Below are 16,351 nucleotides of genomic sequence, written 5' to 3'. Positions count from 1 at the left end.
TAGATTCACGGCATAAACCGATAACCAATCCCGGTTTCGGTCAGAAAATGACGCGGACGCGCCGGGTCCTGTTCCAGCTTCTGGCGCAGGTGTCCCATGTAAATTCGCAGATAGTGACTGTGTTCGACGGCGTTCGGTCCCCAAACCTGATTTAGCAACTGGCGTTGCGTTAGTACCTTTCCGGCATTATTCAGCAGTACCGCTAACAGGCGAAACTCAATCGGCGTCAGATGAATCTCTTCATCACCACGATGTACGAGGCGGGCGGCGATATCTACTTTTACGTTGGAAAAATGCACCACCGGCTCGGGAGACGCGCCGCTGGCGTGGCGGCGCAATGCCACGCGTAATCGCGCCTGTAGCTCGCCAATACCAAAGGGTTTACTGAGATAGTCATCGGCACCGGCATCCAGAGCGGCGATTTTATCGCTTTCTTCGCTGCGGGCTGAGAGCACAATTACCGGTATCGCGCTCCATTGTCGCAGGTCACGAATAAAATCAATGCCGTCACCGTCCGGCAGACCGAGATCGAGAATGATGAGATCGGGTTTTCGCGTGGCGGCTTCCAGCAGACCACGTTGCAGCGTTTCCGCTTCATATACACGCAGACCATCGGCTTCCAGCGCGGTGCGCAGAAAGCGACGGATAGCCTGTTCATCTTCAACAATCAGTACGTTCGTCACATATCCTCATGAAAATCTTCAAGTTCAGGGGGGATTTCCTGGGGCAGTGTAACACGGAAACATGCTCCTCCCTGTGCGCGATTGTGGACGGAAATCGTACCGCCGTGCACGTCCACAATGGCCTGACAGATTGCCAGCCCCAGCCCAACGCCCGGTACCGATGACTCTTTGTTTCCCCGGGAAAACTTGTCAAAAACTCGCTGCTCCATACCCGATGGAATGCCGGGACCATTATCCCAGACGTCCAGTTGCAGGTGCTCGCCATCGACGCTGGCATCAATACCGATTTGCGCCGCTGGACCTGCGTATTTAACGGCGTTTTCCAGCAGATTAATCAGCACCCGTTCAAAGAGTGGGCCATCGACGTGGATCAGCGTTAACGGTGCTGGTAGCGACAAATTAATAGGAGCAGAGAGTCCTGGCTCCAGCATCTGCAGGGCGCTGCCGACCACCTCTTCCAGTGTTAACCACTCCTTCTTAAGATTAAAGCCGCCAGACTGAATTCGCGCCATATCCAGCAGGTTATTAACCAGTCGGGTAGTATTCAGGACGTGCTGGCGAATCTCACTGGCCTGGCGCGCGTGCGGCGATCCTTCGCTTGCCAGATCCAACGTTAAGATCTCTGCCTGACCAAACAGCACCGTTAGCGGTGTACGTAAATCGTGGGAAAGGGCGGCGAGCAGCGCGTTGCGAATGCTTTCGCGCTCGCTGGCAAACCGGGCTTGCTCTTCGCTGGCAGTCAGCGTCAGACGCTCCAGCGCACTGGCGACCAGTAAAGTGAAAGTTTCTAGCAGGCGTTGCTGTTCGGGGATCATCAGCTGGCGTAAATTTCCCGGTTCCACCACCAGCAGCCCATGCGTTTTGTCGGCACTTTTTAATGGTAATATTTGATACGGCACACCTGGCAACGTGTCAGTACCTGCGCCAGCCGGTTGCCCTTTATCAAAGCTCCATTGGGCAATGGCATCATCCCACGGCGTCATGCCCTGTTGATGGGTGAGAGGGGCCAGCTTACCGTTCTCACCGGGCAGTAAAACCTGGCTGCGGGCCTGGAACGTTGAGGCAATAAACTGTTCGCTGGTGGCGGCAATATCTTGCTGACTACGCCCAACGGCCAGCGCTTTTGACATCTCATACAAATGGCGCGTACGTTGTTCACGATAACGGGCCACCCGCGCCTGATAACGCACTCCGGCGGTAAGATTACCGATTACCAGCCCTACCGTTAGCATCACGGCGAAGGTAAGCAGGTACTGGACATCGGAAACGGCCAGCGTGCCGCGCGGAGCAATAAAGAAGAGATCGAAGCTGGCGACGTTAATAAAAGTTGCCAGCACCGACGGCCAGCGTCCGTAAAAGAGGGCGATAACCACCACGCCCAATAAATAGATCATCACCAGGTTGGCGGCGTCAAAGGCCATCAACCACTGCATGGCAATCAACGTAATGATGGCGCACAGCGCGACGGCAACCACACAACCCTGAATTTGTACCCGCCATTTATCCTTAAAGGTGCGGTTATCTGCAGTTTGTAGCACAGGGCGCGAAGGTGGCTCATCGAGCGCAACAATCATCAGGTCGAGATCCGGTGCGCGATGGGCCAGTTTGTCAGCAAAGGAATCACTGCGCCACCAGCGTCGTGTAGTCGGACGTCCGAGGACAATTTTTCCCAGATTATGCTCACGGGCGTAGCGGATTACCGCCTTGTCTTCAGCGGGATCGGAAAGGGTGGCGGTTTCTGCACCCAGCTCCTGGGCTAACCGCAGAGCGCTTAGGATTGCCCGGCGCTGTTTTTCGGGCAGTCGGTGCAGCGCTGGCGTTTCGACATACACTGCATGCCAGACGCTGCCGAGGCGCGCTGCCAGACGCGCGGCAGCACGCACCAGTTTTTCGCTGCCGGTATTGTGTCCAATGCACAGTAAAATGGCGTCACGGGTATGCCAGACTTTTTCTTCCCCCGGACGCCCTCGCCAGGCACGCATCTGATCGTCAACCCGATCGGCCGTGCGGCGCAGGGCCAGCTCACGTAGCGCGATCAAGTTCCCTTTGCGAAAGAAATGCTCGATGGCTCTTTCCGCCTGACCGGCGATATAGACCTTGCCTTCGTTCAGGCGTTGGCGCAAATCGTCGGGGGGAAGATCGACCAGCACCACATCGTCGGCGGCATCGAAAAAAGGATCGGGGACGGTTTCGCGAACCTGAATGCCGGTGACGCCGCTGACCACATCATTGAGGCTTTCCAGATGCTGCACGTTGACGGTAGTAAAAACGTCAATGCCGGCTTCGAGCAGTTCTTCAATATCTTGCCAACGCTTAGGGTGGCGTGAGCCAGGCGCATTACTGTGTGCCAGTTCATCCATCAAAATGAGCGCCGGACGGCGGGCCAGCGCCGCGTCGAGATCGAACTCGCTGATATGACGACCATGGCGCGCCTGTCTCTTTAGCGGCAGGATGCTGAGACCGTCCAGCAGCGCGGCGGTCTCTTTGCGTCCGTGGGTTTCCACCACGCCAATCAGCACATCTAACCCCTGCGCCCGCAGCCGCTGGGCCTCTGCCAGCATGGCCCAGGTTTTACCGACGCCAGCACACGCGCCGAAGAAAATTTTCAGTTTTCCGCGGTGCGGGGCAGCGGTCTGCTCCAGCAGGCGATCGGGGTCGGGGCGTAAGGGTTCGTTATGCATGTCCTTTTTCTCAGTGCTTATCCAGCGCTAAATTAAGTTCCACCAGGTTCACCACCGGCTGGCCGATAAAACTGACCAACGGCTTTTGCGTGTATTGTGCAACCAGGCGCGTGACCTCTTCAATGCTGAGGTTGCGAGCCTGCGCCACGCGGGGGATTTGCCAGGCCACCGCGGCGGGTGTCAGGTTGTTGTCCAGCCCGCTGGCAGAAGCCGTTACCAGCTCTACTGGAACGACAGCATTTGCCTGCGGGTTAGCTGCACGCAGCGCGGCTATCCGGCTTTGCAGCTGTTTATCCAGTTCCGGGTTGCTGGCTGCCAGGTTACTGCCGCCTGAAGCCATTGGATTATAGGGCATTTCTGCTGTAGCAGACGGACGTCCCTGAAAATAACCGGCCGCGGTAAAATGTTGCCCAATGAGCGCAGAGCCGCGAACGACCTGACCTTCGCGCAGAAGCGAGCCGTTAGCCTGGTGGGGAAACCACCACTGCCCCAACGCGGTGGTCAACAACGGGTAAGCCCCGCCGGTGATAAGCATCAGGAAAATCAATGTTGATAATGCAGGACGTAATCCACTCATCTGAAACCTCACACCAGACCCAGCAGGGTCAGCAGTAAATCAATTGCTTTGATACCGATAAACGGCACAACCAGACCACCCAGACCATAGAACCACAAATTACGGCGCAGCATTGCGGATGCGGATAACGGTTTGTAGCTCACGCCTTTAAGCGCCAGCGGGATCAGAAAGACGATAACCAGCGCATTAAAGATAACCGCGCTGAGGATCGCCGAGTCCGGCGAATGCAGACCCATCACGTTAAGCGCATTGAGCTGCGGGTAGGTGGCGGCAAACGCGGCCGGGATAATGGCGAAATACTTCGCCACATCGTTGGCGATACTGAAGGTGGTCAGCGAACCACGCGTCATCAGCATCTGTTTACCAATGTGCACCACTTCAATCAGCTTGGTGGGGTTAGAGTCGAGATCCACCATGTTGCCCGCTTCCTTCGCCGCCTGGGTCCCGGAATTCATGGCGACCGCCACGTCGGCTTGCGCCAGCGCCGGGGCGTCATTGGTTCCGTCGCCGGTCATCGCCACCAGACGACCTTCCGCCTGATACTGACGAATCAGCGCCAGCTTGGCTTCCGGCGTGGCTTCAGCTAAGAAGTCATCTACCCCGGCTTCTGCCGCAATCGCGGCGGCGGTTAAACGGTTATCGCCGGTGATCATCACCGTTTTGATGCCCATTTTGCGTAGTTGGGCAAAACGTTCTTTGATTCCGCCTTTTACGATATCTTTCAGGGCAATCACGCCCAGTACGTGGGAGCCTTCGGCAACCACCAGCGGTGTAGCGCCTAGGCGTGCGACGTTTTCGACCTTCTGCTCCACGTCGGCAGGGAAGTGGCCGCCGTTGGCTTCGACGTGACGACGAATAGCATCGACCGACCCTTTGCGGATCATGCGGTTGTCGATGTTGATCCCGCTCATCCGACTTTGGGCGGTAAACGGTACAAAGGTGGCGTGTAGCGATTGCACGTCGCGAATACGCAGATTAAAGCGCTGTTTTGCCAGAATCACGATACTGCGGCCTTCAGGGGTTTCATCGGCCAGAGATGAAAGCTGCGCGGCGTCGGCCAGCGTTTTTTCGTCCACGCCCTGGGCGGGCAGGAAATCTGAAGCCTGGCGGTTACCCAGCGTAATGGTGCCGGTTTTGTCCAGCAGCAGTACGTCCACGTCACCCGCAGCTTCTACTGCACGTCCGCTGGTGGCGATGACGTTCGCGCCCAGCATGCGGCTCATCCCGGCGACGCCAATTGCAGAGAGCAACCCACCGATGGTGGTGGGGATCAGACACACCAGCAGGGCAACCAGTACCGTGACGCTGACCGCGCTACCACCCCAGGCGGAAAACGGCCACAGCGTGGCGGTCGCCAGCAGAAAAACGATGGTCAGGGCTATTAACAGGATCGTCAGGGCGATTTCATTCGGCGTTTTACGCCGCTGCGCGCCTTCAACCATGGCGATCATCCGGTCGAGGAACGTTTCACCAGGGTTTACGCTACATTCGATCACCAGCCAGTCGGAGAGGATGCGGGTCCCGCCGGTGACGGAGGCGAAATCACCACCGGATTCACGAATGACCGGCGCGGATTCACCGGTAATGGCGCTTTCATCCACCGATGCGCCACCTTCGATGACTTCGCCGTCACACGGGATAATATCGCCCGCTTCTACTAACACGATATCTCCTTTGCGCAAATCCTCCGCCGGAACGTGATCCATGGCGGCACCGTATTTCGGTTCGCGGAGTTTGCGAGCAAAAGCGGTTTTTTTCACTCCTTTCAGACTGTTAGCCTGAGCCTTACTGCGTCCTTCCGCCAGCGCTTCGGCAAAGTTGGCGAACAGTACGGTGACCCACAGCCACAGACTTATCGCGCCGGTAAACCACGGATTGCCTTGCATATGGCCTGTGGCCATTGCCAGCGTTAACAGGGTTGTCAGCAGACTGCCCAGCCAGACGATAAACATCACCGGATTGCGCCACTGGGTATGTGGGCTTAATTTTTTCACGGCATCCATCAGCGCCTGTGCGACCAGAGATGGTTCGAACAGCGCCAGTTGCTTGCGACTCATAGTCATGTGCTCCGCATCACTCAGTGTAATGACAGGTATTCTGCGACCGGGCCAAGCGCCAGGGCAGGAACAAAGGTGAGGGCGCCAACCAGTAACACCGTACCGATTAACAACCCGACAAACAGTGCACCGTGGGTAGGCAGCGTGCCTGGACTTGCTGGCTGGATCTTTTTACTGACCAGCGATCCGGCAATTGCCATCACGGGGATGATCACGCCGAAACGGCCGAAGAACATGCACAGGGCCAGCAGACAGTTCCAGAACGGGCTGTTGGCGCTTAATCCGGCGAAGGCGCTGCCGTTGTTGTTCGCGGCAGACGATACGGCGTACAACACCTCACTAAAGCCATGAGGACCAGGATTGAGCATGGCGCTGCGTCCGGCGTCGCTCATCATCGCTATCGCCGTACCGAGCAGCACCAGCGCAGGGGTGACCAGAATCGCCAGCGCGGTCATTTTCATTTCACGCACGTCTATTTTCTTACCCAGATATTCCGGCGTGCGACCAATCATCAGGCCCGCGATAAACACCGCCAACAACACGAACAGCAGCATGCCGTACAGGCCCGAACCGACACCACCGAAGACCACTTCGCCAATCTGCATTAGCCACATCGGCACCATCCCGCCCAGCGCGGTGAAGGAGTCATGCATCGCATCGACAGCGCCGCAAGATGCCGCTGTCGTCATGACGGAAAAAAGACTCGTAGCCAGCACGCCAAAGCGGCTTTCTTTGCCTTCCATGTTGATATTACTGTCTGCACCGAATGCCATCAGGTGCGGGTTGCCTTGAACTTCGGCCCACATCACCACGGCTACGCAGACTACAAATATCAGCGACATGGCCCACAGCAGGGTCCGCCCCTGGCGACGATCGCCAACCACATCACCAAAGGCAAAACACAGCGCGGTAGGAATTAAGAAAATGGCCAGCATCTGTACCAGATTGGTCAACGCGGTAGGGTTTTCAAACGGATGTGATGAGTTAGCGTTAAAGAACCCGCCCCCGTTAGTGCCAAGCATCTTAATCGCTTCCTGTGAGGCGACGGGCCCCATCGGCAGCAGCTGTTTCACCCCTTCAAGGGTAGTAATGGGCTGATAGGGCAACACGTTTTGCAGCACACCTTGCTGAATGAAGAACAACGCAATGAGCAATGCAATGGGGAGCAGGATCCACAGCGTAATGCGAACCAGATCGACCCAGGCATTGCCCAGCGTGTTCATGCTCTGGCGAGTAAAGGCACGGGCCAGGGCAAAAATCACCGCAATCCCGGTTGCCGCTGACAGGAAGTTCTGCACGGTCAGCCCGACCATCTGGCTGAAGTAGCTTAAGGTGGTTTCGCCAGCATAGGATTGCCAGTTGGTGTTGGTGACAAAACTTACCGCCGTGTTGAGCGCCAAATCCCACGAAAGCCCAGGTAGCTGTTGCGGATTTAGCGGCAGCAGGTTTTGCGCCATCAGCATTGAAAACAGGACCAGCAACCCCAGCACATTGAGCGCGAGGATCGCCAACAGATACTGCCGCCAGTTCATCTCCTGCTGCGAGATGCCCAGACCGCGCCAGAGCAGATGTTCCACGCCAGCCAGGCCCGGCAGGGACGTATTATTGATCAGCCGAGCCAAGCCAAAACCCAGCGGTCTGGCGATGATAAACAGTACCAGCAAGAAACTGGCAATGAGTAAAAATCCTTGGGCCGCCATCAGAACGCCTCCGCATTAATCAGGGCATACACCAGATAACCTAATAATAAAAAGACCAGCACAATGCCGGTTATCACGCCTGCACTCACGGTGCACCTCCAGTGGCATAAATGTGATAACCAGAGCGTAGATTTTTGCTTGCAAAGATTTCGCAAAAATCAGTGGGAGGGGTGTAAAAAAAGTATAAAAATGGCAAAGACCATTATTTAACTAATGATTAGTATTAATTTAACCTTTATGTAACTTAATTACGGTTTTTAGCTAAACGGAGCATCAATAGATAAAAATAAGTGGTCGGATGAGTAGCAAAATTACACACAAGGCGGTATTATTTTCATCAGTTAACCAAGTTTATTTTTCCGGTGCGATTCACCGAACAGATATATGGGAGAGGATTATGGACTTTTATAAAGAATATCCAGCACACATTGTTTTCTTGCGCCGTACCTTTGCCGTTGTGGCGGGCGTGCTGGCGCTGCCGGTCATGTTGTTCTGGAAAGACCGCGCCCGTTTTTACAGCTATCTGCACCGCGTCTGGTCCAAAACTAGTGATAAACCGGTGTGGATGGAGCAGGCTGAAAAAGCTACCTGCGACTTCTATTAAGTTGTCGTTATTGTTCAAGAAAACCGCCAACAGCAATGTGGCGGTTTTTTTATACGCCGACGTCTACACTTATCTGAGTAACGGATAAGGAGTGGCGATGAGCACGAGAATTCCTGTTGGTATCCGCACCTGTCTGACCACAGAAGCGAGTGAGGCACCTCAGTTCGACGAAAATACATTAATACGTGTTTACGCTTTGCATGAATTGCACCGCCTGCGTCAGCGAAAATTAACGCGGGGCGCATTAATTGACTATCATACCCGCTACAAACTGGTACTACTGGCGCATTCCCAGCCAGAGTATCGGGAGCTTGGCCCCTTCGTTGCCGCAATCCATGAATGGCAAGATCTCGATGCTTTTTTTACCGAGTATCGCCTACGATTGATCCATCTGTTATTAAATCCTGCTACCCGGCGTAACCATACCAATGTATTGATGCACGTACAGGGCTATTTCCGTAATCAGCTCGATCTGCGTCAACGTCAGGAATTGACCTCGATAATCGATAACTATCGACGCGAGGCGCAGCCGCTACTTGCACCCTTAATGTTCCTCAAACACTATATGGCTGAGCACCCGAACACCTGGTTGTCCGGGCAACGTTATTTTGAACTCTGGCCTGCGATTTGGCGTTTACAGGGCAATGATTAATTTTTATCAGGGAGTGTTATGACCACGCATCTGGTCTGGTTTCGGCGTGATTTACGCCTGCATGACAATCTCGCGCTGGCGGCGGCTTGTCGGGATCGTTCTGCACATGTACTCGCGCTCTATATCTCCACGCCTGAACAGTGGAAGGCGCATGATATGGCCCCACGTCAGGCGGCATTGGTTAACGCGCAGTTGAACGCGTTGCAAACGGCGCTGGCAGAAAAGGGCATCCCGCTTCTGTTTCATGAAGTCGGTGATTTTGCGACCAGTGTGGAAACCGTCAAAAACGTCTGCGTACAGCATGGCGTCAGTCGAATATTTTATAACTATCAATATGAAATAAACGAACGCCAGCGTGATGCTGCCGTTGAAAAGTCAATACCTCAGGTGGTGTGCGAAGGGTTTGACGACAGCGTGATCCTGCCTCCGGGGGCGGTCATGACCGGTAATCACGAGATGTATAAAGTCTTTACGCCGTTTAAAAATGCCTGGCTGAAGCGGATAAAAGACGGGATCCCAGAATGTGTCAGTGCGCCGAAGGTGAGAGAAAGCGGTGCTCTTGACTCTCCATTAACATCCATCACGCTGAGCTACCCGCAGCAGGATTTTGATTCGCAGCAATTTCCGGCAGAAGAAAAATTGGCCATCGCGCAGTTACGCCATTTTTGCCAGCAGGCCGCCGGAGAATATGAACAACTGCGTGACTTTCCGGCGATTGATGGAACCAGTCGATTATCCGCGAGCCTGGCGACAGGAGGGCTATCGCCGCGCCAGTGCCTGAATCGACTGCTCGTGGAGCAGCCGCAGGCGCTTGAGGATGGGGCAGGCAGCGTTTGGTTGAATGAGCTTATCTGGCGCGAATTTTATCGTCATCTGATGACTTACCATCCGGCGCTGTGTCGGTATCAACCTTTTATTCGCTGGACCGATCGCGTGCAATGGCAGAATAATCCGACGCATTTGCAGGCCTGGAAAACAGGGAATACGGGCTACCCCATTGTGGATGCGGCCATGCGTCAGCTCAACGCCACGGGCTGGATGCATAATCGTTTACGAATGATTACCGCCAGTTTTTTAGTGAAAGACCTGCTGATCGACTGGCGTAAAGGCGAACAATATTTCATGTCGCAACTGATCGATGGCGACCTGGCGGCCAATAACGGCGGCTGGCAGTGGGCAGCCTCAACCGGAACCGACGCCGCACCGTATTTCCGTATCTTTAACCCCACGACGCAGGGCGAAAAATTCGACCGTGACGGTGAGTTTATCCGCCAGTGGGTGCCGGAACTGCACGACGTGCCGGGTAAAGCCATTCATGAACCGTGGTCGTGGGCTGAAAAAGCGCAGGTAACACTGAGTTATCCTCGCCCGATTGTGGATCATAAACAGGCGAGGCTGGCGACGCTGGCGGCATATGAGGCGGCGCGTAAGGGATAAGCGCGCAGCGGATTTCTGCGTAATACCTTCCAGCAGAATGAATATGTTGCAGTGGGGGGCATTTAGCGCTGAAGCGTGTACGCAAGGCTGCTAATGCCTTGATGAAGATGTTTTCCGCCAGCAGTAAAGTGCCGTCATCTTCATTCAGGTGACGGAATTTGATGACAACACCAACGACATCTACACCGCACGATGCGGTATTTAAAACGTTTTTACATCATCCAGAAACAGCTCGGGACTTCCTCGAAATTCATCTACCCGCAGATCTGCAAACGCTTTGCGATTTAAATACGCTGAAGCTGGAGTCAGAAAGCTTTATTGAAGCGGATTTACGTACCCGCTACTCCGACGTGCTCTGGTCTGTGCATACGCACGATGGTGAAGGTTATGTATACGTGGTTATAGAACACCAGAGTTCAGCCGATCCGCATATGGCTTTTCGTCTGCTGCGTTACGCAATAGCGGCGATGCAGCGTCATTTGGATGCCGGGCACAAAGAACTGCCGATTGTGATACCCATGCTGTTTTATCATGGCTGTCGAAGTCCGTATCCGTACTCACTGTGCTGGCTTGATGCGTTTACCGATCCTGTAACGGCACGGCAACTTTATGCCAGCGCATTTCCATTGGTGGATATCACAGTGGTGCCCGATGACGAAATCATGGCTCACAGGCGAATGGCACTGCTGGAACTAATGCAAAAACATATCCGTCAGCGGGATTTGATGGGGCTGGTAGATCAACTGGCCACGCTGTTACTTACAGGGTGCGCTAATGACACGCAACTACAGGCGATGTTTAATTACATCCTGCAATCCGGCGATGAATCTCGCTTTAATGAATTTATACAAGAGATGGCGCAACGGATCCCCCAACATAAGGAGAAGCTGATGACGATTGCCGAGCGGTTACGCTTAGATGGATTACAGGAAGGGTTGCAGCGAGGCAAACGAGAAGCCGCATTACGTATAGCGCAAACTATGTTGGAGCAGGGAATAGATCGCAACATGGTGCTTCTGGTTACAGGTCTTTCTGAAGAGGAGTTGACTGCCAGCCATGCGTAATTCCTGAAAAAAGCCCGAATCAGATTACATCATCGGGCCCCTACACTCAGGATTCTACCGCCAGTGAACGGTTTCTGAACTTAAGCGACTGGTACAGCCAAATCAGCAGCACCAGCACCACACAGGCCAGCGCGCCCCAGGTAATTTCACTAAAGACATCAATGTATGCATTGATGGAGTAGTTGATAGCGCCCGCAGCATCAAACGAACCTTGCGAGGTCTGATCGGCGATAACACCAGCCAGGTAGTTGGCGATGGCACCGGAAAGCAGCATATAAATGCCGGTTAATACGCCGGTAACACCAGGGATCTCAATACGCGTAATTTGTGACATTGCCACCGGATCGATAAACAGTTCGGCAAAGCCCATGACCGCTAACCCAAGTACCATCAGCGGCATGGAAGAGTGGCCGTAAGCAGCGGACCAGCGAGCGCTCAAGGTTAGAATACAGAATCCAGCGCTCATTAAGCCGAGGCCAAGGGCAAATTTACCCCAGATACGTACGGTACGATTGCCACTTACGCTTTCTTTGACTACCCACGCCAGTACGATACCGCACAGCATAACGGCAAAAGCGTTAACCGACTGGAACATCGCGGTAGGGACGGAATACCCCAGAATATCGCGGTTAACGAAGCGGTCGATATACAGGCTGATCGAACTGCCGCCCTGTTGAGCAAAGGCCCAAAACAACAGGCTAAAGAAGGTCAGTGTGACGATAAGCCCCAGCTCTTTGCGCTGTTTCTGCGTCTGTGCCTGGCGATAAATCTTCGCCAGAACTGCCAGACCAATAACAGTGGCAACAATCAGTGCATAAACGGACCACTCTTTCCAGAACAGCACGGTAATCAGCAGCGGTGTGGTAACTAGCAGAACTAACAGCCAGGCCCAGTTTGGCAGAATAAAGGTTTTAGCACACAGAACGGCCTTGTTGACGCCGGTGGTGTGGGCGAAATGGCGATTTCCACATAAGAAAATCACCAGCCCTGCCAGCATGCCGATGGCAGCCAGCGCAAAGCCCATCGCCCAACTGTACTCTTCCTGCACGTATCCGCAGGCAATTGGTGCGATGATCGAACCGATGTTACCGGCGGCGTAGAGCAGAGAGAATCCACCGTCGCGACGCGGGTCTTCAGGTTGATATAACTCGCCCAGCAGGCAACTGATATTTGATTTAAACAGACCGTAACCGCAGACAATTATCGCCAGCGACAAATAGAGGAACGCCGGAGCCATTTCACTGGCACCTAATACCAGATGTCCCACCGCCATTAAAAATGCGCCGATCATCACCGCCATTCGATTGCCGAGCACTTTATCGGCCAGGTATCCCCCGAGAATAGGGGTGACATAGACCAGCGAGCAGTAGGCGCTGAACAGTTCATATGCGTGATTATCGTCGTACTTAAGCTGGTTAGTGAGATACAGGATCAGCAGCGCACGCATGCCGTAAAAACTGAAGTATTCCCAGATTTGTAGCGCGACAACGTAGTATATCGCCCGTGGTTGAGATGCTTGTTTATTCATTATTTTCTCGAAGTAAATGCCTCGCGACTGGCTGAACGTGCTGCGCGAGTGTGTTTCCTTAAAGTTGTAACTTTGATACAGATCTGATTATTTTTGCAATATGCTGTCTGATTGCATAAATATACATGAATTAGATCGCGTAGTGGTAAGCAAATCACGTTCAAAGCGGGTGTGATTGTTTCTTTATGTGTCAGTGAAATGGCTATCGACGAACGCAGGCGGGGACGCTATTTTAACCTAAGCTGTGTTGCTGATTGGGCAGGCAGAAATGATGACTACGAGGACGATGATGAAAAACACCGAACTGGAACAACTGATCAACGACAAACTAAACAGCGCCGCCATTAGCGATTATGCGCCGAATGGTTTGCAGGTTGAGGGCAAAGAGACGGTGCATAAAATCGTGACCGGTGTGACTGCAAGCCAGGCATTGCTGGACGAGGCGGTACGCCAGCAAGCGGATGCGGTTATTGTTCACCACGGCTATTTCTGGAAAGGCGAATCTCCGGTTATTCGCGGCATGAAGCGCAATCGTCTGAAAACGCTGTTAGAAAATGATATCAACCTGTATGGCTGGCACTTGCCGCTGGATGCACACCCGGAATTGGGGAATAACGCGCAGTTGGCCGCGCTGTTGGGAATCACCGTGATGGGGGAAATTGAACCGCTGGTGCCATGGGGAGAACTCTCCATGCCGGTTCCGGGGCTGGAGCTGGCATCGTGGATTGAAGCGCGTTTAGGCCGTAAACCGTTATGGTGCGGTGATACCGGGCCGGAGAAAGTTCAGCGCGTTGCCTGGTGTACCGGTGGCGGTCAAAGTTTTATTGATAGCGCAGCCCGATTTGGTGTCGACGCCTTTATTACCGGTGAAGTCTCTGAGCAAACCATTCACTCAGCCCGCGAGCAGGGGCTGCATTTTTATGCTGCCGGTCACCATGCGACCGAACGCGGCGGCATTCGCGCATTAAGCGAATGGCTGAATGAAAATACCGATCTGGACGTAACCTTTATCGATATACCTAATCCAGCGTAATAAAGAGGGATGAAAGTGCAGCGAGCGCGTTGTTATCTGTTAGGTGAAACGGCGGTGGTTCTTGAACTGGAGCCCCCCATCACGCTGGCGACTCAGAAACGCATCTGGCGTCTGGCTCAGCGTTTAGTTGACGCCCCGAATGTGCTTGAAGCTATTCCGGGAATGAACAATATCACGGTTACTCTACGCGACCCGCAAACGCTGGCGCTGGATGCGATTGAACGCCTGCAGCGCTGGTGGGAAGAGAGCGAAGCACTGGAGCCGGATTCACGTTTTATTGAAATACCTGTGACCTATGGTGGTGAGTTTGGCCCTGATCTGGCAGAGGTCGCCCGACACAGCGGATTAAGCGACAAGCAGGTCGTCGAACTTCATGCGTCAGTTGACTATGTGGTGTGGTTTATCGGTTTTCAGCCGGGATTTCCCTATCTCGGGAGCTTACCTGAACAGCTGCATACCCCCAGACGTGCGGAACCGCGTTTGCTTGTTCCGGCAGGTTCTGTCGGTATCGGTGGATCTCAAACGGGGATCTACCCGCTTGCAACACCTGGTGGATGGCAATTGATTGGGCGTACCTCCGTTTCGTTATTTGATCCAAAACGGGAGGAGCCGATTCTGTTACGGGCTGGCGATACCGTGCGTTTTGTCCCGCAGAAGGAGGGGATATGTTAAACATCATCCGCGCTGGCATGTACACCTCAGTACAGGACGGGGGACGCCATAGTTTTCGTCAATCCGGAATTAGTCACTGTGGCGCGCTGGATAAACCGGCGTTGAACGTGGCTAACCTGCTGGTGGGTAATGATGCGAATGCCGCAGCGCTGGAAATCACGCTGGGGCAACTGGTGGTGGAGTTTGAAGCCGATGGCTGGTTTGCCCTGACCGGTGCTGGATGCGAAGCGCATCTGGATCGAACTCCCGTATGGAGCGGATGGCGGTTACCGGTAAAAGCCGGGCAGCGCCTGACGCTAAAACGCCCGCTTCATGGCATGCGCAGTTATCTGGCGGTAGCGGGCGGTATTGATGTTCCTGAAGTGATGGGTTCGCGTAGTACCGATCTGAAAGTGGGCATTGGTGGGTTTGAAGGGCGTCTGCTGCGTGATGGCGACCGACTGGCGATTGGCGTATCGACCCGGCAATTCAGCGGGCCACAAGGTGTAAAACAACTGATGTGGGGTAATCTCATTCGCGCACTGCCCGGCCCTGAATATCAGGAGTTTGATGAGGTATCGCAGGCCTCTTTCTGGCGCTCGCCGTGGCAGCTTAGCCCGCAAAGTAACCGTATGGGGTATCGTCTTCAGGGGCAACCGCTGACGCGCACGACCGATCGCGAGCTGCTGTCGCATGGTTTGCTCCCCGGCGTGGTGCAGGTTCCGCATAATGGCCAGCCAATCGTGCTGATGAACGATGCTCAGACGACGGGTGGCTATCCGCGCATCGCCTGTATTATCGAGGCAGATATGTATCATCTGGCGCAGATCCCGCTCGGTCAGCCGATTCATTTTGTGCAGTGTTCGCTGGAGGAAGCGCTGAAGGCGCGGTACGACCAGCAGCGTTATCTTGAACAGTTAGCATGGCGACTTAACAATGAAAATTGATCTCAATGCAGACCTCGGTGAGGGATGTGCGAACGATGCAGCGTTGCTGCAATTGGTGTCATCGGCCAACATCGCCTGTGGGTTTCACGCCGGCGATGCGCAAACTATGCTCTCAAGCGTGCGTGATGCGTTAAAAAATGGTGTGGCGGTAGGCGCACACCCCAGCTTTCCGGATCGGGAAAATTTTGGTCGTAGCGCCATGACCCTGCCTGCACAAACGGTGTATGCGCAGACGCTGTATCAAATTGGCGCGCTGGCTGCCATCACGCGGGCAGAAGGCGGCGTGATGCGCCATGTCAAACCGCATGGCATGCTCTATAACCAGGCGGCGAAAGATCCTCAATTGGCTGATGCGATTGCGAAAGCGGTTCATGCCTGTGATCCGTCGCTGGTTCTGGTCGGGCTGGCGGGAAGCGAACTGATTCGCGCTGGAGAACACTATGGCTTGAAAACGCGTCAGGAGGTTTTTGCCGATCGGGGTTATCAGGCCGATGGCAGTCTGGTACCTCGCAGCCAGCCGGGCGCACTGATTGAGGATGAAGAGCAGGCGCTGGCGCAAACGTTAGAAATGGTGCAATCCGGCAGAGTAAAAAGCCAAAGTGGAACATGGGCAAGCGTAACTGCCCAGACGGTATGCATTCATGGGGATGGCGAGCACGCACTCGCTTTTGCCCGTCGCTTGCGTAGCGCCTTTAATGCATGCAATATTGAAATTGGTGCATAAGATTTACCATACA

At 54.2% G+C, this 16,351-nt stretch carries 15 protein-coding genes; 8 read left to right on the top strand and 7 right to left on the bottom strand.

The genetic code is table 11. The features are described from left to right. Nucleotides 1-5: 5 nt before the first annotated feature. From kdpE to kdpF, 6 genes are read right to left on the bottom strand one after another with little or no spacing between them, the layout of a single operon-like run. Nucleotides 6-683 carry a two-component system response regulator KdpE gene (gene kdpE, locus OGY17_RS05550; RefSeq protein ID WP_048226088.1) on the bottom strand — a complete coding sequence of 226 codons (678 nt, stop codon included), beginning with the start codon at nucleotides 681-683 and terminating at the stop codon, nucleotides 6-8. Next, complete coding sequence (kdpD, locus tag OGY17_RS05545) at nucleotides 680-3,364, bottom strand: two-component system sensor histidine kinase KdpD (RefSeq protein WP_032942706.1); 2,685 nt, start codon at nucleotides 3,362-3,364, stop codon at nucleotides 680-682. Before kdpD ends, kdpE begins: the two co-directional genes overlap by 4 nt. 10 nt (nucleotides 3,365-3,374) lie before the next feature. After that, entirely contained in the window at nucleotides 3,375-3,941 is a 567-nt protein-coding gene (gene kdpC, locus OGY17_RS05540; protein WP_071445737.1) for a potassium-transporting ATPase subunit KdpC, read from the bottom strand. Between the two features lie 8 nt (nucleotides 3,942-3,949). Further along, the gene (gene kdpB, locus OGY17_RS05535; RefSeq protein WP_286606596.1) at nucleotides 3,950-5,998 is read right to left on the bottom strand and encodes a potassium-transporting ATPase subunit KdpB; all 2,049 of its coding nucleotides are present in this window, start codon (nucleotides 5,996-5,998) and stop codon (nucleotides 3,950-3,952) included. Between the two features lie 20 nt (nucleotides 5,999-6,018). Beyond that, nucleotides 6,019-7,698, bottom strand: a complete 1,680-nt coding sequence (gene kdpA, locus OGY17_RS05530) for a potassium-transporting ATPase subunit KdpA (protein ID WP_286606594.1) — start codon at nucleotides 7,696-7,698, stop codon at nucleotides 6,019-6,021. Beyond that, a complete protein-coding gene (gene kdpF / locus OGY17_RS05525) occupies nucleotides 7,698-7,787 on the bottom strand; it encodes a K(+)-transporting ATPase subunit F (RefSeq protein ID WP_001670793.1) in 90 nt (29 codons plus the stop codon). Before kdpF ends, kdpA begins: the two co-directional genes overlap by 1 nt. A gap of 308 nt (nucleotides 7,788-8,095) precedes the next feature. Here kdpF and OGY17_RS05520 point away from each other — a divergent pair, with 308 nt between their 5' ends. The 4 genes from OGY17_RS05520 to OGY17_RS05505 all read left to right on the top strand — a co-directional run bounded on the left by OGY17_RS05520 (nucleotide 8,096) and on the right by OGY17_RS05505 (nucleotide 11,455). Further along, nucleotides 8,096-8,302 (top strand): YbfA family protein, encoded by a 207-nt coding sequence (locus OGY17_RS05520; RefSeq protein ID WP_003022870.1) that lies wholly within the window; start codon nucleotides 8,096-8,098, stop codon nucleotides 8,300-8,302. A 97-nt stretch (nucleotides 8,303-8,399) separates the two neighbouring features. Continuing rightward, nucleotides 8,400-8,954: a DUF1722 domain-containing protein gene (locus tag OGY17_RS05515; RefSeq protein WP_286606592.1), complete on the top strand. Its 555-nt coding sequence runs from the start codon at nucleotides 8,400-8,402 to the stop codon at nucleotides 8,952-8,954. Between the two features lie 18 nt (nucleotides 8,955-8,972). After that, nucleotides 8,973-10,391, top strand: a complete 1,419-nt coding sequence (phrB, locus tag OGY17_RS05510; RefSeq protein WP_286606589.1) for a deoxyribodipyrimidine photo-lyase — start codon at nucleotides 8,973-8,975, stop codon at nucleotides 10,389-10,391. Between the two features lie 161 nt (nucleotides 10,392-10,552). Continuing rightward, nucleotides 10,553-11,455 (top strand): Rpn family recombination-promoting nuclease/putative transposase, encoded by a 903-nt coding sequence (locus OGY17_RS05505; protein ID WP_020996544.1) that lies wholly within the window; start codon nucleotides 10,553-10,555, stop codon nucleotides 11,453-11,455. A gap of 46 nt (nucleotides 11,456-11,501) precedes the next feature. On the opposite strand, the gene dtpD is transcribed toward OGY17_RS05505, so the two are convergent. Next, nucleotides 11,502-12,983: a dipeptide permease DtpD gene (gene dtpD / locus OGY17_RS05500; RefSeq protein WP_008784127.1), complete on the bottom strand. Its 1,482-nt coding sequence runs from the start codon at nucleotides 12,981-12,983 to the stop codon at nucleotides 11,502-11,504. A 289-nt stretch (nucleotides 12,984-13,272) separates the two neighbouring features. On the opposite strand from dtpD, the gene ybgI reads away from it, so the two are divergent. From ybgI to pxpA, 4 genes are read left to right on the top strand one after another with little or no spacing between them, the layout of a single operon-like run. Next, on the top strand, nucleotides 13,273-14,016 hold the full coding sequence (ybgI, locus tag OGY17_RS05495) for a radiation resistance protein YbgI (protein ID WP_003831390.1): 744 nt from the start codon (nucleotides 13,273-13,275) through the stop codon (nucleotides 14,014-14,016). Between the two features lie 15 nt (nucleotides 14,017-14,031). Next, on the top strand, nucleotides 14,032-14,688 hold the full coding sequence (gene pxpB / locus OGY17_RS05490; protein ID WP_003831391.1) for a 5-oxoprolinase subunit PxpB: 657 nt from the start codon (nucleotides 14,032-14,034) through the stop codon (nucleotides 14,686-14,688). After that, complete coding sequence (pxpC, locus tag OGY17_RS05485; protein WP_048214672.1) at nucleotides 14,682-15,614, top strand: 5-oxoprolinase subunit PxpC; 933 nt, start codon at nucleotides 14,682-14,684, stop codon at nucleotides 15,612-15,614. Before pxpB ends, pxpC begins: the two co-directional genes overlap by 7 nt. Continuing rightward, the gene (pxpA, locus tag OGY17_RS05480) at nucleotides 15,604-16,338 is read left to right on the top strand and encodes a 5-oxoprolinase subunit PxpA (protein WP_191215049.1); all 735 of its coding nucleotides are present in this window, start codon (nucleotides 15,604-15,606) and stop codon (nucleotides 16,336-16,338) included. Before pxpC ends, pxpA begins: the two co-directional genes overlap by 11 nt. Nucleotides 16,339-16,351: the final 13 nt, after the last annotated feature.

The organism is Citrobacter sp. Cpo126, assembly GCF_030332445.1.
Classification (GTDB): Bacteria; Pseudomonadota; Gammaproteobacteria; order Enterobacterales; family Enterobacteriaceae; genus Citrobacter; species Citrobacter portucalensis.
Note: the sequence above shows the minus strand (reverse complement) of the source record. Positions and strands in the feature narration are given on the sequence as shown.